Annotated in this window: 19 protein-coding genes and 1 pseudogene; 10 read left to right on the top strand and 10 right to left on the bottom strand. The window is 66.4% G+C overall.

What is annotated here, in order from left to right; genetic code table 11:
* The first annotated feature begins 78 nt into the window (after positions 1 to 78).
* Together DK842_RS08170 and DK842_RS08165 are read left to right on the top strand one after the other, a co-directional pair.
* A complete protein-coding gene (locus tag DK842_RS08170) occupies positions 79 to 819 on the top strand; it encodes a sporulation protein (protein WP_114061012.1) in 741 nt (246 codons plus the stop codon).
* Positions 820 to 912: 93 nt separating this feature from the next.
* A complete protein-coding gene (locus DK842_RS08165; RefSeq protein WP_114061011.1) occupies positions 913 to 1,152 on the top strand; it encodes a DUF2789 domain-containing protein in 240 nt (79 codons plus the stop codon).
* Between the two features lie 73 nt (positions 1,153 to 1,225).
* Here DK842_RS08165 and DK842_RS08160 read toward each other — a convergent pair whose 3' ends face one another.
* The 4 genes from DK842_RS08160 to DK842_RS24095 all read right to left on the bottom strand — a co-directional run bounded on the left by DK842_RS08160 (position 1,226) and on the right by DK842_RS24095 (position 3,602).
* The gene (locus DK842_RS08160) at positions 1,226 to 1,561 is read right to left on the bottom strand and encodes a gamma-glutamylcyclotransferase family protein (RefSeq protein ID WP_114061010.1); all 336 of its coding nucleotides are present in this window, start codon (positions 1,559 to 1,561) and stop codon (positions 1,226 to 1,228) included.
* A gap of 10 nt (positions 1,562 to 1,571) precedes the next feature.
* A complete protein-coding gene (locus DK842_RS08155) occupies positions 1,572 to 2,255 on the bottom strand; it encodes a M24 family metallopeptidase (protein WP_114061009.1) in 684 nt (227 codons plus the stop codon).
* 33 nt (positions 2,256 to 2,288) lie between these two features.
* On the bottom strand, positions 2,289 to 3,335 hold the full coding sequence (locus DK842_RS08150) for an FAD-binding oxidoreductase (RefSeq protein ID WP_114061008.1): 1,047 nt from the start codon (positions 3,333 to 3,335) through the stop codon (positions 2,289 to 2,291).
* A gap of 135 nt (positions 3,336 to 3,470) precedes the next feature.
* Positions 3,471 to 3,602 carry a hypothetical protein gene (locus tag DK842_RS24095; protein ID WP_269779791.1) on the bottom strand — a complete coding sequence of 44 codons (132 nt, stop codon included), beginning with the start codon at positions 3,600 to 3,602 and terminating at the stop codon, positions 3,471 to 3,473.
* Between DK842_RS24095 and DK842_RS24240 the strand changes: the two are divergent.
* The 3 genes and pseudogenes from DK842_RS24240 to DK842_RS08130 form a co-directional block, all read left to right on the top strand.
* Positions 3,540 to 4,256: pseudogene (locus DK842_RS24240) on the top strand (aminotransferase-like domain-containing protein); the annotation flags it as partial. The gene DK842_RS24095 and the pseudogene DK842_RS24240 overlap by 63 nt on opposite strands.
* 76 nt (positions 4,257 to 4,332) lie before the next feature.
* Positions 4,333 to 4,908, top strand: coding sequence for an aminotransferase class I/II-fold pyridoxal phosphate-dependent enzyme (locus DK842_RS24085; protein ID WP_114061006.1), 576 nt, complete (start codon positions 4,333 to 4,335; stop codon positions 4,906 to 4,908).
* 72 nt (positions 4,909 to 4,980) lie between these two features.
* The gene (locus tag DK842_RS08130; protein WP_114061005.1) at positions 4,981 to 6,129 is read left to right on the top strand and encodes a GGDEF domain-containing protein; all 1,149 of its coding nucleotides are present in this window, start codon (positions 4,981 to 4,983) and stop codon (positions 6,127 to 6,129) included.
* On the opposite strand, the gene DK842_RS08125 is transcribed toward DK842_RS08130, so the two are convergent.
* The 3 genes from DK842_RS08125 to DK842_RS08115 form a co-directional block, all read right to left on the bottom strand.
* A complete protein-coding gene (locus tag DK842_RS08125; protein ID WP_114061004.1) occupies positions 6,126 to 7,253 on the bottom strand; it encodes a GGDEF domain-containing protein in 1,128 nt (375 codons plus the stop codon). The genes DK842_RS08130 and DK842_RS08125 overlap by 4 nt on opposite strands.
* A gap of 67 nt (positions 7,254 to 7,320) precedes the next feature.
* The gene (locus DK842_RS08120) at positions 7,321 to 7,890 is read right to left on the bottom strand and encodes a PTS sugar transporter subunit IIA (RefSeq protein ID WP_114061003.1); all 570 of its coding nucleotides are present in this window, start codon (positions 7,888 to 7,890) and stop codon (positions 7,321 to 7,323) included.
* 97 nt (positions 7,891 to 7,987) lie between these two features.
* Positions 7,988 to 8,293 (bottom strand): hypothetical protein, encoded by a 306-nt coding sequence (locus DK842_RS08115; RefSeq protein ID WP_114061002.1) that lies wholly within the window; start codon positions 8,291 to 8,293, stop codon positions 7,988 to 7,990.
* 156 nt (positions 8,294 to 8,449) lie between these two features.
* Between DK842_RS08115 and DK842_RS08110 the strand changes: the two genes are divergently transcribed.
* Positions 8,450 to 8,809, top strand: coding sequence for an EthD family reductase (locus DK842_RS08110; protein ID WP_114061001.1), 360 nt, complete (start codon positions 8,450 to 8,452; stop codon positions 8,807 to 8,809).
* Position 8,810: 1 nt separating this feature from the next.
* Here the strand turns inward: DK842_RS08110 and DK842_RS08105 are convergent, their stop codons facing one another.
* Positions 8,811 to 10,019 carry a winged helix-turn-helix domain-containing protein gene (locus DK842_RS08105; protein WP_114061000.1) on the bottom strand — a complete coding sequence of 403 codons (1,209 nt, stop codon included), beginning with the start codon at positions 10,017 to 10,019 and terminating at the stop codon, positions 8,811 to 8,813.
* Between the two features lie 129 nt (positions 10,020 to 10,148).
* On the opposite strand from DK842_RS08105, the gene DK842_RS08100 reads away from it, so the two are divergent.
* Complete coding sequence (locus tag DK842_RS08100; RefSeq protein ID WP_114063675.1) at positions 10,149 to 10,520, top strand: VOC family protein; 372 nt, start codon at positions 10,149 to 10,151, stop codon at positions 10,518 to 10,520.
* A 165-nt stretch (positions 10,521 to 10,685) separates the two neighbouring features.
* The gene (locus DK842_RS08095; RefSeq protein WP_114060999.1) at positions 10,686 to 11,093 is read left to right on the top strand and encodes an ester cyclase; all 408 of its coding nucleotides are present in this window, start codon (positions 10,686 to 10,688) and stop codon (positions 11,091 to 11,093) included.
* Positions 11,094 to 11,096: 3 nt separating this feature from the next.
* On the opposite strand, the gene DK842_RS08090 is transcribed toward DK842_RS08095, so the two are convergent.
* Positions 11,097 to 11,855: a substrate-binding periplasmic protein gene (locus tag DK842_RS08090; RefSeq protein ID WP_114060998.1), complete on the bottom strand. Its 759-nt coding sequence runs from the start codon at positions 11,853 to 11,855 to the stop codon at positions 11,097 to 11,099.
* Between the two features lie 118 nt (positions 11,856 to 11,973).
* Complete coding sequence (gene pyk / locus DK842_RS08085) at positions 11,974 to 13,380, bottom strand: pyruvate kinase (RefSeq protein WP_114060997.1); 1,407 nt, start codon at positions 13,378 to 13,380, stop codon at positions 11,974 to 11,976.
* Positions 13,381 to 13,426: 46 nt separating this feature from the next.
* Here pyk and DK842_RS22930 point away from each other — a divergent pair, with 46 nt between their 5' ends.
* On the top strand, positions 13,427 to 13,729 hold the full coding sequence (locus tag DK842_RS22930; protein WP_145963993.1) for a hypothetical protein: 303 nt from the start codon (positions 13,427 to 13,429) through the stop codon (positions 13,727 to 13,729).
* Positions 13,730 to 14,118: 389 nt separating this feature from the next.
* The gene (gene glpK, locus DK842_RS08080; RefSeq protein WP_114060996.1) at positions 14,119 to 15,621 is read left to right on the top strand and encodes a glycerol kinase GlpK; all 1,503 of its coding nucleotides are present in this window, start codon (positions 14,119 to 14,121) and stop codon (positions 15,619 to 15,621) included.
* Positions 15,622 to 15,634 lie beyond the last annotated feature (13 nt).

The following is a 15,634-nucleotide window of genomic DNA, read 5'->3' as shown; positions in this document are numbered from 1 at the left end:
GGGATTTGATTGGCATAAGATGACGACGGGCCGGTCTGTCGCCGGCTCGCCTTCACTCGGATTGCCAAGAACAAAATCATGTTGAAATCACTTTTTGCGGCCGCCGGCATCGGCGGCGCCACCGTGGACACCCGTCTGATCAACCCACGGCTGCGGCCGGGCGAGATTCTGCGCGGCGAGGTCGTGGTCAAGGGCGGTAGCGTGGACCAGGACATTTCCAAGATCGAACTGCTGCTGCTGACCGAAACGGAATGCGAGCGGGAGGGGCGGGAAACGCGCGAAACCGCGTGGCTGGCCGGGCTGCCGATCAGCGGGCCCTGCCGGATTCCCGCCGGCTGCGAGTGGCGGCTGCCATTCCAGCTGCCGCTGCCGGCCGAAACTCCGGTCAATCATCACCCCGCGTTGCGCGACGAGCCGCCAGTGTGGATCCATACCGATCTGGCGCTGGGCATGGCGCGCGACGCGGCCGACAACGATAGGCTGCAAGTTCAGCCCACGCCGCAGATGGAAGCGATCCTGCGCGCTTTTTCGCGGCTGGGGTGGGAGCTGCACCGCGCCGACGTGGAGGCCGGCACCGTCCGCGCCGGCGAGGCGGCGAGCACGCTGGGCTGCTACCAGGAGTTCGAATTGCGGCCGCGCGACGCCGGTTGGAACTGGAACGAGATCGAGCTCACCTTCATTCCCGACGGCTACGGCGCCATCCATGTGCTGATCGAAATCGACGCCGGAGACGACGATCATTACCTGAGCCTGCGGATGGAACCGGATTGGGAAGACGCGGATTGGACCGCCGAACTGCGGGTCAGGCTGGGGCTGTGAGCGCGGCGTCGGCCAGAGAGTCCGCTTTGGCCGCTGACAGGAGCGGCGGCGGGGGTCTAGCATGATGGGGTAAACCAGCCAAGGGAGTCAGCGATGGACACCAGCAGCCATTTATTGCCCGGCCTGTTCCGCCAGCTGGGCTTGCCGGACGAGCCGGCAGCCATCCGCGCCTTCATCGCCAGCCATCCGCTGCCGCCGCGGGTGGCCTTGGCCGAAGCCGCGTTCTGGACGCCGGCCCAGGCCGCTTTCCTGCGCCAGGCGCTGGAGTGCGACGCCGAATGGAGCGAGGCGGCGGATGAGCTGGCGGTGTTGCTGCAGCAAGGCGAAGCCTAGCGGCTGTGGATAAAATCGAAAACGGGCGGAGGCTTGTGGATAAACCGCCTCCCGCCGTTTTCCGCGCCCGCGCCTATTCGGCGGCGACGTAAACCCAGGCGAGCCCGCCGCTGTCTAGCGCCGCTTCCACGCGCCGGTAGTCGGCCACCTCGTAGCGGTCGGCCTGGGCTAGCTCCGCGTCGCTGAGTTCGAACACGACGCCGTCCACCTGGTCTTGCGGCGCGCCGCCGCGGCGGAGAATGGGGTGATGGGCCTTGCCGCTGGCGCTCAGCACTGCCGGGTCATGGATTGCCACGCTTTCCAGGCGAAAGCCGGCCAGCCGCGCCGGCTGGCCGTTCAAGCGCCGGCCGAAGGTGGCCAATTGCACGTTTTCCTGTCGCAGCGTGCCGTAGGAGAACAGTCTGGGCATGTCGGTCTTCTCATTCAAAGTGGCTGTCGTCCAGCAGCATGTCCTCGAAAAAGGCGCCATAGGGCTTGGACGGATGGCGGATGTGGATTTCCAGCACCCATAGCGATTCGCTGGGCGCGTGGTCAAAGTCGGCCAGCGCGCCGTTGTGCAGCGCGGCGTGCGGGAAGTCGGCCAGCCGGTGGCCGGACAGGTCCAGGTTCAATTCCCAGCCGCGGCGGCGGGCGCAATCTTCTGCGTAGCGGTACAGCGCCTGTCCGCTGGCGCCTTGCCGCAGCCAATGGCTTCTGACTTCGTGGAAAATGGCGCGCGCGTCGGCCGCGCAGCGGGCGCGCTCCGGGTCTGTTCCGGTGACGAAAGTGTCGCCGCCGTCGCCTTCCCATTGTTGCCATACCGGACCGATGTCGATGAAGAAGATGTCGTCCTCGCCCAGCGCCACGCCGGGGTCGGATGGCGCGCCGAATGTCTTCAGCGTATTCGGGCCGAAGCGGACGTAGACGTCGTGCCAGCCGCGCAGCATGCCGGCGTCGGCCAGCGTGTCGCGCGCCATTTCGACCGCGTCCTCTTCCTGCATGCCGGGACGGATGTTGGCGGCGATGCCGCGCACGGCGTCCAGCGTGCGGCGGCGAACGCCAAGCATGGCTTCGCGGTCGTAGGCTGCGCCCACGGCTTCTTGCGGCAGACAGGTTTTTTGCATGTGGCTCTCCTTGCGTGGTTTCAGGGTTTTGTTTCAGGGGCGGATGCCGGCCTGCAGGCCGTTCAGCCCCGGGTGCAGCGTGATCTGGCAGGCCAGCCGGTGTCGCGGATGGGGCGCGTCCAGCGCGGCCAGCAGCCGCTGTTCCCGCCGCGCCGGCTCGGGCAGTCGCTCCAGCCAATCGGGGGAGATGGCGACGCGGCAGGCGCCGCAGGCGGCCTGGCCGCCGCATACCGGCAGCACCAGCCCGGCGGCGGCCAGCGCGTCGGCCAGGCGGCTGCCGGCGGTGGCGGGCAGCGCCAGCCATTGGCCATCCTCGCGCCGCCAGCGGATGGCGAGCGTTTCCGCGCCGCTCGCCGCGATAGGCTGGGCCGGGGCGAAGGCGTCGGCGTGGAAGCGAGCCTCGGGCAAGCCGCAGCTCTCGGTCAGCAGCCGGCGCGCTTCGTCCACCATCGCCGGCGCGCCGCAGGCGTAGACCCTGGCGCGGGAGAGATCGGGATGTCGGTCGGCGGCGGCATGCTGCACCCGGCCGCGCTCGCCTACCCAGTCCGCCGGCGCGGCGGCCAACACTGGGATGAAGCGCAGGGTCGGCCGGCGCGCGGCGAGCGCGGCGAGCTCCTTCTCCAGATACAACGCTTCCGGTCGGTCCGCGCCCCAGTACAGGTCTATCTCCGGCCAGTCGCCGCCGCCGGCGTCTAACTCGGCCAGCATCGCGTACAGGGGCGCGATGCCGGTGCCGGTGGCCAGCATCAGCACCCGCTCTTCGGGCGCCGGCGGCTGCCATACGCAGTCGCCGTAGGGGCCGGTCAGCCGCAGTCGCTGGCCCGGCAGCGCCTCGCGGCGCAGCCATTCCGAACAGCGGCCGCCGTCGCGCAGCCGGATCTGCGCCTCCAGGCCGCCGTCGGCGCGCGGCGCGCAAGCCAGCGAGTAGCTGCGCTCGGCGCCGTCGGGCAGGCGCAGGCTGAAGAACTGGCCCGCCCGGATCGGCATGCCGCGTCCGTCGTCGGCGCGCAGACTCAGCCGCAGCGCTTGCGGCCCCAGCGGCTGGATGTCCGATACGGTGTAAAAATAATGGTCGCTCATTTGGCCCTCCCGTCTTGGCCCGTGATGCGGATGGACTTATGCTAGCCAGGCTCTGGACCGGTAAAAACATCCAGTTTTTATAAATTGACCGGTCCAGATGGAAGGAAGAGCGGCATGCTTCGTCCCTGGCCCTTGTTATTGAATGTGGCGCGAGGCGGCGCCCTGCCCCTGCATCTGCAGATCGCCCAGCAAATCGCCGATGCCATCCAGCGCGGTCGGCTGGCGCCGGCCAGCGCCTTGCCCGGTAGCCGAGAACTGGCGGTGCAACTTGAGGTGAACCGCAAGACGGTGGTGCAGGCCTACGAGGAGCTGGCGGCGCAAGGCTGGGTCAGTTGCGAAGGACGGCGCGGCACCTTCGTCGCCGCTTCATTGCCGCCTCCGCTGCGCGAGGCCGCGGGCGGGCCGCTGCCGCCGGCCGGCAACGCCGCAGGCGAGGACGCGGCGGAGGATGTGATCGATTTTTCCGAGAACGTGCCCGATTCGCGGCTGATTCCCTTCGACGTGCTGGGCCGCGCCTACCGCCGCGCGCTGGTGGCCACCGCCCGCTCCGGCAGGCTGTCGTACGGAGATCCGCGCGGCGAGGCCCGCTTGCGGCGCGCCTTGCTGGACATGCTGGCGATGGAGCGGGGGCTGAGCGCCGGGCTGGACGATATCTGCCTGACCCGCGGCAGCATCATGGGCATCTACCTGGCCGGCAAGGCCTTGCTCCGTCCCGGCGACGCGGTGGCGCTGGACCGGCTCAGCTATCCGTCGGCGCGCGCGGCCTTCCGTTCCCAGGGGGCGTCGTGCCTGGACGTGGATATGGACGATTACGGCATGCGGCCCGACGCGCTGGCGGCGCTGTGCCGCCGCCACGCGGTAAAGGCGGTGTATTTGACGCCGCATCACCAGTTTCCGACCACGGTGATGATGCCGGCCGAGCGGCGGCTGCAGTTGCTGGCGCTGGCCGAGCGCTACGACTTCCGCATCATCGAGGACGACTGCGACCACGAATTCCATTTCACCCATCGGCCGATGCCGCCGCTGGCCACGCTGCCCGGCGGCCGGCGGCCGGCGCGTGGTCTATGTCGGCTCGCTGTCCAAGGTGCTGGCGCCCGGGTTGCGCGTCGGCTATCTGGTGGCGGACGCGGAGCTGACGGCGCGCTGCGTGGAGCAGATCCTGCTGATCGACCGCCAGGGCAATCCGGTGACCGAACTGGCGGTGGAGGAGCTGATGGGCAGCGGCGAACTGAAGCGCCACCTGCGCCGCGCCTGGCGAACCTACCTGCGGCGGCGGGAGGCGTTGATCGAGGCCTTGCGCGCCGAGTTGGCGGGTTTGGCCGAATTCGACCTGCCGGCCGGCGGCCTCGCCATCTGGCTGCGTCTGGACCCGCGCCTGGACATGGACAGACTGGTTGCCGACGCGCGGCGGCACGGGCTCAAGATCCTGCCCGGCAGCCACTTCACCGGCGACGGCGCGGCGGTGCACGGCATCCGGCTGTGCTACGCCGACCTGGAAGAGGCGCGGCTGCGGCAGGGCGTGGCGAGACTGGCGCGGGCCTTGCTTGGACAAGCGGCTGACTGGAAGGCCTGATTCCGGCTAAGGGCATTGAATATCAGCCCGATGGCATATAGCTTTAAGGGATACCGTGCTCTGGGGAGCGGGATGAAACAGACCGATCAGACCCTGTTGGAACAGCTGCGCATCACCGATTTCGAAATCGAGCAACGCAAGCAGCTGTTCGCGCTGGAGCCGCGGGACGAATTGCTGCTGCGCGCCGCCGGCGCCTTGGTGGAGTCGCATCTGGACGAGCTGGTCGCCCGCTTTTACGAGCTGCAGACCAGCACCCCGGAAATCGCGCTGCTGATCGGCGACGCCGATACGCTGCAGCGGCTGCGCAATGCCCAGCGCCGCTACGTGATAGACCTGTTCAGCGGCGTCTACGATCTGGAGTACGTAAACAACCGCTTGCGCATCGGCCTGGTGCACAAGCGCATCGGCGTCGAGCCCAAGTTGTACCTGGCGGCGGTGCAGACGCTGAAGACGCTGCTGTCCAATCTGATCAGCGAGCTGATTCCGGACATCGAGGTCAGGCGCCACACGTTGCTTGCGGTGGACAAGCTGGTGATGTTCGATGTGGCGCTGGTGTTCGAAACCTATATCCGCAGCCTGGTGGCCGAAATCGAGACCTCCCGCAACAAGTCCGAGCAGTACGCCCGCTCGCTGGAGGAAAAGGTGGCGGTGCGCACCCGCCAGCTGGAAGAACTGTCGCGCACTGACCCGCTGACCGGACTGCTCAACCGCCGCTATCTGGACGAAACGCTGACCCGGGTGCTGCGCAGCGCGCAGCGGCGCAACGAGACGGTGACGCTGGTGTATCTGGACGTCGACCATTTCAAGCTGATCAACGACAGCCTGGGCCATCAGTGCGGCGACGAAATCCTGCGCAGCCTGGGCGAAATCATCAACCGCATCACGCGGGTGGAGGATGGCTGCTTCCGCTACGGCGGCGACGAGTTCTGCATCGTGCTGCCCAATTGCGACCAGAAGCAGGCGGAGGAAACCTTCGTCGAACGGCTGCGCGCGGAGCTGGCGGGTCTGCAGCCGGACATCAGCCTGAGCGTGGGTAGCGTCGAAACCGGGCCGGAGGAGTTCCTGTCGCCCGAGTCGCTGGTGGGAATGGCCGACCAGCGCATGTACGAGATGAAGCAGCGCAATCGGCTGCGCGAGGGCCGCCAGGCGGGGGCGGGCAAGGCGGAAGAGAATGGACTGGGCGAGGATGAGGGGGAGGCGGCGCCGGCGGCCGGACGTTAAAGCCGGCGCACCTGTCCGCGGCCTGCCTGCTTGGCCTGGTACAACGCCTGGTCCGCTTTTTGTTGCGCGTCGGCGAAATCCTGCTGCCGGCAGCGCCATTCATGGACGCCTGCGGAAAAGGCGGCGCGCAGCTCCGGATGGCCGGGCAGCGGCGTTTGCGCGCGGAATGCCCGCAGCAGCCTCTCCGCCGCCTGAGCGCCGTCGTCTGCATCGGCATCCGGCATCAGCAAGCAGAACTCCTCGCCGCCGTAGCGGATCAGCATGTCGTTTTCGCGTATGCCTTGCCGCAACAGCTCGGCCAGCGTCTGCAGCACCGCGTCGCCGGCCGGATGGCCGTAGCGGTCGTTGATCAGCTTGAAATGGTCGATGTCCAGCATCACCACGCACACCCGCTCCACCGACGCCTCCAGCGTGCGCAGCCAGTACTGCAGCGCGCGGCGATTGCCGGCGCCGGTCAGCGGGTCCAGGTTGGCCGCGTCTTCCAGCCGGTTGTGCTGGCGCTGCAGCACGATGTTGAGAAAACCCACCGAGCCGCAGATCTGCGCCGCCGCGGCGAAGGTCAGCGCCAGCTGGTGCTGGCGGTCCAGGTAGTCGATGCTGTCGGGCAGGCCCTGCGCGCGGAGCAGGAAATCGCCGGCGTCGCGCCAGACGAACAGCAGCGCGCCCAGCAGGAACAGCAGTGCGGTGGGGCTGAAGCGGTTATGGCTGACCAGCCGCTCGGCGCGCTGGTACAGCCAAGCCGCCGCCAGGTAGAGAAGCGGGATCTCGGCGCTTTCCAGCACCGACATCAGCGGGCGGTAGGGCAGCAGCTTGTCCAGCAGCGAGAGGGCGCCCACGGCCAGCCACAGCCAGTGCGGCGGCTTGAGCCCGGTGACGCGGGCGATGATGGTCAGCTGCAGCGCGATGCCGGCGTTGCTCATGGCGCTGCCCAGCGCCAGGCGCACCATCTCGCCTTTGCCGGGTTCGACAAAGCCTTCCACCAGCATGCCGGCGGCCAGCAGCAGCGAGGCCTGCAGCCAGCGGCGCCGGGCCCGGATCAGGTCGGAGCGCACGCTGTGCTGCCAGGTGATGAGGCCGATGCTGGCGATGGCCAGCGACACCATGATCAGAAGGGAATTGGACATGCGAGCCTGTCGCGGGGAGATGAAGCCATCGCTTCATCCTAGCAAAGGCGTTTTCGCGCTGTCACGCTCAGAAGCGGGCGGTCACCTTGCGGCGGACGCTGAAATCGGGGCGCAGGCTGGCTTCGGCGTCGAGGAAGTAACGGTTGCTGTCCAGCAAAAAATGGGGATCGTTGCCGGGCTCGGGATCGGACCAGCGCTGGAACAGCCTATCCACCTGCTCCGGGCTGCGGCAGGCTTGCAGATCGGCGCGGAAAGGACGTTCGCCGAAGATGCGCGCGATTTCGGCCAGCAGTTTCAGATGGCAGGCGCGGGCATCGCGCGGCAGCAGCAGCGCCAGCAGCCGGCTGACAGGCTCGCCGTCCGGAGCGTGGAAATCCAGGCTCCGCCGCAAGCCGATGAACAGCGCGCGGACTTCGGCCAGGCCCTCGATGCGGGCATGCGGCAAGGCCAGGCCGTGGCCCAGCGCGGTGCTGCCGGTTTGTTCGCGCTGCCGCAACGCGGCGCGCAGCGACGGCGCGCTCAACGCGTGGCGTTGGCCCAGTTGGCGGGCGATGAATTCGAACAATTCGCGTTCGTCCGCCAGGTCCACGTCCAGCAGGATATCGCCGCGGCGGCAGATGTCGGCCAGGGTTTGCATGGTCTTTCTCCTGTTTGGGGATGCAGGCTCATGCTAGGCCGACGAGGCTAAACGGAAGCTAAAGATGCGGCCGGCGGGCGTCAAAATGCCGTCAATGCTATTGGTCGGCGTCCTTGGGCGGCTGGATCGCGCCCTTGATCGCCGAGGCCTGCTCCTTCAGCTTGTCCACCTGCTCCTTCAGTTCCGGATTGAGCAGAGTGGCGGCGGCGCCCACCTGTTTGGCGGCGCCCAAGGCGGCGCTGGCTTGTTCCTTCAATTGGCCCAGCGGCGCGCTGGCGGTATCCACGCCCTGGTGCACGCTGCCGATGGCGGCGGAGGCGGCTTGTTGCAGCTGGGCGGTTTGTTGCTGGTTGCAGCCAGCGAGCAGCAAGGCGCTGCTGGCGGCGATCATCATGGTGCGCATGGCGGGGTCCTTTGGTGGCGATGTTGCTACAGAGCGGCCGCGGCGCAGCAAGTTCCGCCCAACTGGCGCAAGGGCGGGCCTTCGATGTTGATGACATTGGCAATCTTGGTGTTTGGAGGTAAGTTGTGGTTTCCCCTCACCGCCACGGAGTCCGCGATGATCACCGTCAGCGTCACCTATCCCCAGCGTCCCGGCGCGCATTTCGACTTTGATTATTATCTACGCCAGCACATGCCCATGGTGCAGCAGCTGCTGGGCCATGCGCTGAAAGGCGTGCGGGTGGACCGCGGCCTGTCCGGCGCCGAGGCCGGCAGCACGCCGGGCTTCGTCGCGCAGGCGACGCTGCTGTGCGACTCGGTGCAAACCTTCCAGCAGGCTTTCGGCCCGGTGGCCGCGCGCATCATGGGCGATGTTCCCAACTACACCGACATCCAGCCGCTCTTCCAGTACAGCGAGGTCGCGCTTTGCGACGAGCGCCAGCCGGGCGTCAGCGGCTGGTACGCCAACGCGCAGTAGCTCAGGCGAGGATGCGCGCGGCCAGGTCGCCCGGGGCCTGGCTTATCGCCAGGCGGCCGGTTCCATGCCAGGCGGCCAGCCGCCGCAGCGCCGAGGACAGGTCGTCCGCCAGCCGCTGGCTGACGCGCACGCCGGGCTCCAGGTGCAGCGATTTGACCTCGAACACGCCCTGCGCGCGGTGGGCCTTCGCGTCCAGCCGGCCCGCGAGCTTGCCGCGGTTCAGTATCGGCAGAGTGAAATAGCCATACTTGCGCTTGGGCGCCGGGGTGTAGCACTCGATCTTGTAATCGAAGCCGAACAGTTCCAGCGCGCGTTTGCGGTCCCATACCAGCGGATCGAACGGCGACAGGATGGCGGTATTGCCGCTGCTTAGCTTGCCGGCGGCCGCCAGCTCCAGTTCGGCGGCCAGGCTGGCGTGGACGAAAGCGTCGTGGCTCCAGCCCTCCACTTTCACCGGGATCAGCTCGCCCTGGTCGGCCAGGCCGCGCAGCATCTCGCCGTAGGGCGCGCGCTTGAGCCGGTAGTAGTCGGCCACCCATGCCGGCTTGGCCAGTCCCAGCGCGCGGCAGCTGTTGCGCACTTGCTCCAGCCGGACGTCTTCGGGAGCGGGCAGGTCGCGCGCGTCGTCCCAGTCCGGCAACACGCGCTCGGCCAGGTCGTAGACGCGCTGGAAGGCGCGCCGCTCTTTCACCATCAGCCGGCCCAGCGTGAACAGTGTTTCCAGGTGGCGCTTTTCCGGTTTCCAGTCCCACCAGCCATTGCCTTTACCGTGTTTGCGTTCGAAATCGGCCGAGCGCGCCGGGCCGCGTTCGCGGATGCGCTCGATGATGGCTTCGACCTCGGCGCGGTGCTGTTCATACCAGCGCTGAGAGAACTTCCAACCCATCCCCTCTGCGTTCAGCATCCGGTGGCGCAGCAGGCGATAGTCCTCCACTGGCACGAAGCAGGCCTCGTGCGCCCAGTATTCGAACAGCGCGCCTTCGGCCAGCAGCTGGTCCAGCCAGGCCGGGTCGTAGTGGCCGATGCGGCTGTACAACACCAGGTAGGGGCTGCGCGCCACTACGCTGATGGTGTCGATCTGCAGCAGCGCCATGCGTCTGACGGCGGCCAGCGCGTCGGCCTTGGACGCCTTGCGGCGCGGCGCGCTCAGCAGGCCCTGGGCGGCTAGTTGCAGGTGGCGGGCTTGCTGCAGCGAAAGATGGAAAGTCATGGCCAGGGAAGGAAAAGATGGAATGAAGACTATACCAGCGGCAAGCGTTCGCATGGAATGCCGCGAGCATGACAAGGCCGCGCGCTTGTGGCAGTGTGGACAGCCCGTTCGTTCAATCCGGAGCTGGCCATGATCAGCCATATCGACCACATCGTCCTGACCGTGCGCGACATCGAGGCGGCTGCGGCTTTTTACCAGCGCGCTTTGAAGCTGGAGGCGGTGACTTTCGGCAACGGCCGCCGCGCGCTGCGTTTCGGCAACCAGAAGATCAATCTGCAGATCCTGGGCCAGGAGACGCGCAACCACGCGACGATAGGCTGCGGCGATTTGTGCCTGATCGCTTCCGTGCCGTTGCCTGAGGTGATCCAACATCTCAAGCGCGAGGGCGTGGCCATCGTCGAAGGTCCCATTACCCGCAGCGGCGCGATGGGCTCCATCACCTCGGTGTATTTCAACGATCCGGACGGGAATTTGGTGGAGGTCAGCAGCTACAGTTTTTGACTTTCCCGGAGATGGGCCGCCATGATGTCGAATAGCTTGAACACTGTCTTTTTTATGTTATTGAAATGAGTTGGCGCTTGTCGTTTAATTCAACGTCATTGCCGGGTGGCCGGCGATTCAACCTGACGCCGGACGAGTGCCGGCGCCAATACCCAGGGCGATCTCATGGATAGCAGCAAGGCAGTGATTCAACGCTTCAACCGCGAGGTGATAGAAAACGGAGACATGGCGGCGTTCGCCGAGCTGGTGGCGCCCGACTTCGTCAACCATTCGGCGCCGCCCGGCGTATCGCCGGGGCCGGACGGCTTCGCCGGCTTCTTCACCGGCATGCTGCATTCGGCGCTGTCCGACATCCGCGTGCATATCCACGAGCAGATCGAGGAAAACGGCAAGGTGGTGACGCGCAAGACCATAGAAGCCACCCACACCGGCGCCTTCTTCGGCCAGGCCGCCAGCGGCAAGCGCATCGCGATTTCCGCGATGGACATCGTGGTGGTGCGCGGCGGCAAGTACGCCGAACACTGGAGCTGCGCTGATTTGTACGGCGCGCTGGCCCAGATCCGCGGCGGTTGAGGATCATTCGTCGCGGGCGTTGAAGACGCCGCGAACCAGCTTGTCGTAGCTGCCGTCGCGGCGCATTTCCTCCAGCGCCAGATTGAAGCGGGTCAGCAAGGCCTGCTGTTGCGAAGTCTTGCTGATGGCGAGGAAGGAGGGGTTGGTCACCAGTGCCTCCTTCGACAGCGCGAAGCCGGAATAGCCGCCATTGCGCAGCGCCAGCAGCAGCGGCTCGCGTATGCCCAGCACCACGTCCAGCCTGCCCAGCTTCATCTGCCGCAGGTTCTGTTCGTCGCTGTCGCCGTCGAAGGCGGCGAACTTGCCGTCCTTCCTGGCCAGGTCGAAGGCGTCGCCATAGCTCCAGCCCGCCATCACCCCCACCCGCTTGCCGTACAGGTCTTCCAGCTTGCGGAACGGAGGGGCATGCGTGGGCGCGGCCATCACCACCCGTTCGTAGTACAGCGGATGGCTGAAGTCGAACAGCTTCTCCCGACTGGCGGTCTTGATGATGCCGCCTGCGGCGGCGCGGCCTTCGCGCAACTCCTGCAGCGCCATTCGCCAGGAGCCGGCGCGCAGCGTGACGGCAATGCCGGCGCGTTCGCAGATTTTCGCCACCAGCGCCGGGTACAGCCCGGACGCGCCCTGCTTGCCGGCGTACATCATCGGCGGGTTGCTGTCGTCGAAGTCCACGATCAGCCCCGGCGGCTCGCCTGCCTGGCCGCCACTGCCGGCCATGGCCAGCCAAAGCGCCAGCGCGATACGGAAAAACGTCTGCCGCATGGGATTCAGGTACCGGAAAAAAGCCACCCTTGCAGCATAGTACCTGTCTGGGGGAAGGCTGGCGGACAAGAAAAAACGGAACCCTTAGGCTCCGTTTTTGTGGCGACGCCGGCTGCGTTTACGGGTAGACGATGCGCAAAAGATTGGTGGAGCCGGGGGTGCCGAAGGGCACGCCGGCGATGATCACCATCGGCTTGCCTTGCTCGGCCAGGCCCAGCTTGGTGGCGCTGAAGGTGGTCTTCACCACCATGTCTTCCAGGTTTTCCGCGTCAGGGCCATGCCAGGCCACCACGCCCCATACCAGGGTCAGCCGGCGGGCGGTTTCCAGCCTGGGCGAAATGCCCAGGATGGGAGTGGACGGGCGCTCGCGCGCCAGCGACAGGCAGGAGGCGCCGCTGGTGGTGAAGGCAACCGCCACTGTGACCGGCAGCAGCGTGCTGACCTTGCGCACGCAGGCGGCGATGGCGTCAGTGCGATCCGGCTCGTCGGCGGCGCTATAGTCCAGCGCCATCACCTTGCGGTAATCGGGCGCGCCTTCGACGCGGCGGATGATGCGGTCCATGATCTGCACCGCTTCCACGGGATATTGGCCGGCGGCGGTTTCGGCCGACAGCATCACCGCGTCCGCGCCCTCGTAGACCGCGGTGGCCACGTCATTGGCTTCGGCACGGGTCGGCGTCGGCGCGGTGATCATCGATTCCAGCATTTGGGTAGCCACGATCACCGGGCGGCCCAAGTGGCGGCAGTGGTGGACGATGCGGCGCTGCACCACCGGCACGTCTTCCGGCGGCAACTCCACCCCCAGGTCGCCGCGGGCCACCATCACGCCGTCGGCCAGCTCGGCGATGGCTTCCAGATCCTCCACCGCGGACGGCTTCTCGATCTTGGCGACGATGCCGGCGCGCTTGCCGACGATGCCGCGCAGCTCTTTGACGTCGGCCGCGGTCTGGACGAAGGACATCGCCACCCAGTCGGCCCCTTCGGCCAGGGCGAACTCGGCGTCCTTGCGGTCCTTGTCGGTGATGGCCGACAGCGGCAGCACGGTGTGCGGCAAGTTGAAGCCCTTGTTGCTGGACAACTCGCCGCCGACGGCGACGCGGGTGACGATGCGGCGCGGATGCATTTCCGTCACCTCGAACGCCAGCTTGCCGTCGTTCACCAGGATGCGGTGGCCGGGCTCCAGCGCCTCGAATGCTTCCGGGTGCGGCAGGGTGGCGCGCTCGGCGCCGCCGTCGGTCTCGTCCAGCGTGAATTCGTAGCGGTCGCCGGTTTTCACCGTGGCCGGCTGCGGAAACTTGCCGATGCGCAGCTTGGGGCCCTGCAGGTCCACCAGCACGCCGATCGGCCGGTCCAGCGCTTTTTCGGCGGCGCGGATGGCGGCCAGGCGGGCGCGGTGGTCGTCATGGCTGCCATGGCTCATGTTGAGCCGGAAGATGTTGACCCCGGAGCGGGCCAGTTCCAGGATTTTTTCCGGGGAGCTGGAGGAGGGGCCGAGCGTGGCGAGTATTTTGGTATTGCGTAGCATGACAGTCCTTTGCGGCCCATGCGGCCGATGATCTTGGAACCCTTGCGTGTGGCTTTCTCTTGCCGGCGGCGGAGGCATCGCGGGCCGCGTCGCCTACCCGCTGACGGCGATGATGCCATATCGCCGTTTTCGCTTTCTTGCGCTGGGTCGAACGCCAAGCTTTCGGCGCGGCGGAAAAGCGGTCCGGCGTCAGCGTCAATGCTGCCATAACTGCGTTGTAGCGGCAGGATTACGTATTGGCGGCCATTTGTTGGCGAAACAACGTTTCGCTACATTGTTCTGCGCATTGTTTTTCGTTTTTATGTTCGATTATTTTCTTATTTTTTCGTTTGTCCACATCGCCATGTAACGCATGAAAAGGCTTGCTGCGCTGCGGAATCGGCGTTTTTTACCTTCCATTCATCATCATGCCTTGCCGTTATTGCATTGGCTGGCAGTCCACCGCGATATTTTTCCCGGTTTCGCCTGGATGGCGCAGGGCGGTGCGAAAATGTAGCGCGGCATTACAGTTTTCATCATGTTGATATCAAAGGAATTTAATGGTTTCAGAATAGGGGTGATGTTTGGTTGCGGCGCGGAAAATGTATTTTTTTTTACCGGAAGATTGACAAGGTTCTGATCAGGCCTAGAATTGTCCGCAAATAAAACGAACGTCATAAGCAAAAAAACAAACATTCGCGCAACGTCGATACCCAGGCATGTCCATCATGCCGCCTTACCGGCAAACAGGAGAAAGTCATGACCGATCAGTACGTGCTGGCCCTGGACCAGGGCACCACCAGTTCCCGCGCCATCCTATTCAACCGCGGCGGCGACATCGTATCGCTGGCGCAAAAGGAATTCCGCCAAATCTATCCGCAGCCGGGCTGGGTCGAGCATGATCCGCAGGAAATCTGGGGCGGGCAGGTGGGCGTGGCCGCGGAAGCGGTGGCCAAGGCCGGCATCGACGGCCGCAGCATCGCCGCCATCGGCATCACCAACCAGCGCGAAACCACCATCGTCTGGGACCGCGAAACCGGCCAGCCGGTGTACAACGCCATCGTCTGGCAGGACCGCCGCACCGCCGAGTTCTGCGACGAGCTGAAAGCCCGCGGCCTGGGCGAATTGATCCGCTCCAAGACCGGCCTGCTGGTCGACGCCTATTTCTCCGGCAGCAAGATCAAGTGGATTCTGGACAATGTGCCCGGCGCGCGCGACCGCGCCCGGGACGGCAAGCTGGCTTTCGGCACCGTCGACAGCTGGCTGATCTGGAACTTCACCCATGGAAAAGTGCACGTGACCGACGTGTCCAACGCCTCGCGCACCATGCTGTACAACATCCACACCCTGGAATGGGACGCCGAGCTGCTGGACATCATGGGCATTCCGGCCTCGATGCTGCCGGAAGTGAAAAGCTCCAGCGAAGTGTACGGCCACACCCACGCCGCCCATCTGGGCCGCGAAATCCCGATCGCCGGCGTCGCCGGCGACCAGCAGGCGGCGCTGTTCGGCCAGCAGTGCACCACGCCGGGCATGGTGAAGAACACCTACGGCACCGGCTGCTTCATGATGCTGAACACCGGCGACAAGCCGATCGAATCCAAGAACAACCTGCTGACCACCATCGCCTGGAAAGTGGACGGCAAGGTGCAGTACGCGCTGGAAGGCTCGATCTTCATCGGCGGCGCGGTGGTGAAGTGGCTGCGCGACGGCCTGGGCATCATCCGCCACTCGGCCGACGTCGGCCCGCTGGCGCAGGAAGTGAAGGACAGCGACGGCGTTTACCTGGTGCCGGCCTTCGCCGGCCTGGGCGCGCCGCACTGGAACGCCAGCGCCCGCGGCACCATCGTCGGCGCCACGCTGGGCACCAAGGCCGCCCACATCGCCCGCGCCGCGCTGGACAGCATCGCCTACCAGACCCGCGACGTGCTGAAGGCGATGGAAGCCGACGCCGGCATGAGCATCGCCGAGCTGCGCGTCGACGGCGGCGCCACCGTCAATGAGCTGCTGATGCAGTTCCAGTCCGACATCCTGGCCGTGAACGTGGTGCGCCCCAAGATCACCGAAACCACCGCGCTGGGCGCCGCTTACCTGGCCGGCCTCGCCGTCGGCTACTGGAAGAGCGTGGACGACATCCAGGGCCAGTGGCAGCTGGACCGCCGCTTCCAGCCGGCGATGCCGGCCGGCGAAGTGGCCGCCAGCGTCAAGGGCTGGCAACGCGCGGTCAACGCCGCCAAGGTGTGGGCCGACGACCAAGACTGACGGCGCGCGGGCC

The sequence above is a fragment of the Chromobacterium phragmitis genome (assembly GCF_003325475.1).
Taxonomy (GTDB): Bacteria; Pseudomonadota; Gammaproteobacteria; order Burkholderiales; family Chromobacteriaceae; genus Chromobacterium; species Chromobacterium phragmitis.
Note: the sequence above shows the minus strand (reverse complement) of the source record. Positions and strands in the feature narration are given on the sequence as shown.

Bases quoted from the DNA above. Each gene is read 5' to 3' on its own strand.
- DK842_RS08170 (WP_114061012.1), top strand. From the start codon at position 79: ATGTTGAAATCACTTTTTGCGGCCGCCGGCATCGGCGGCGCCACCGTG.
- DK842_RS08165 (WP_114061011.1), top strand. From the start codon at position 913: ATGGACACCAGCAGCCATTTATTGCCCGGCCTGTTCCGCCAGCTGGGC.
- DK842_RS08160 (WP_114061010.1), bottom strand. From the start codon at position 1,561: ATGCCCAGACTGTTCTCCTACGGCACGCTGCGACAGGAAAACGTGCAA.
- DK842_RS08155 (WP_114061009.1), bottom strand. From the start codon at position 2,255: ATGCAAAAAACCTGTCTGCCGCAAGAAGCCGTGGGCGCAGCCTACGAC.
- DK842_RS08150 (WP_114061008.1), bottom strand. From the start codon at position 3,335: ATGAGCGACCATTATTTTTACACCGTATCGGACATCCAGCCGCTGGGG.
- DK842_RS08130 (WP_114061005.1), top strand. From the start codon at position 4,981: ATGAAACAGACCGATCAGACCCTGTTGGAACAGCTGCGCATCACCGAT.
- DK842_RS08125 (WP_114061004.1), bottom strand. From the start codon at position 7,253: ATGTCCAATTCCCTTCTGATCATGGTGTCGCTGGCCATCGCCAGCATC.
- DK842_RS08120 (WP_114061003.1), bottom strand. From the start codon at position 7,890: ATGCAAACCCTGGCCGACATCTGCCGCCGCGGCGATATCCTGCTGGAC.
- DK842_RS08115 (WP_114061002.1), bottom strand. From the start codon at position 8,293: ATGCGCACCATGATGATCGCCGCCAGCAGCGCCTTGCTGCTCGCTGGC.
- DK842_RS08110 (WP_114061001.1), top strand. From the start codon at position 8,450: ATGATCACCGTCAGCGTCACCTATCCCCAGCGTCCCGGCGCGCATTTC.
- DK842_RS08105 (WP_114061000.1), bottom strand. From the start codon at position 10,019: ATGACTTTCCATCTTTCGCTGCAGCAAGCCCGCCACCTGCAACTAGCC.
- DK842_RS08100 (WP_114063675.1), top strand. From the start codon at position 10,149: ATGATCAGCCATATCGACCACATCGTCCTGACCGTGCGCGACATCGAG.
- DK842_RS08095 (WP_114060999.1), top strand. From the start codon at position 10,686: ATGGATAGCAGCAAGGCAGTGATTCAACGCTTCAACCGCGAGGTGATA.
- DK842_RS08090 (WP_114060998.1), bottom strand. From the start codon at position 11,855: ATGCGGCAGACGTTTTTCCGTATCGCGCTGGCGCTTTGGCTGGCCATG.
- pyk (WP_114060997.1), bottom strand. From the start codon at position 13,380: ATGCTACGCAATACCAAAATACTCGCCACGCTCGGCCCCTCCTCCAGC.
- glpK (WP_114060996.1), top strand. From the start codon at position 14,119: ATGACCGATCAGTACGTGCTGGCCCTGGACCAGGGCACCACCAGTTCC.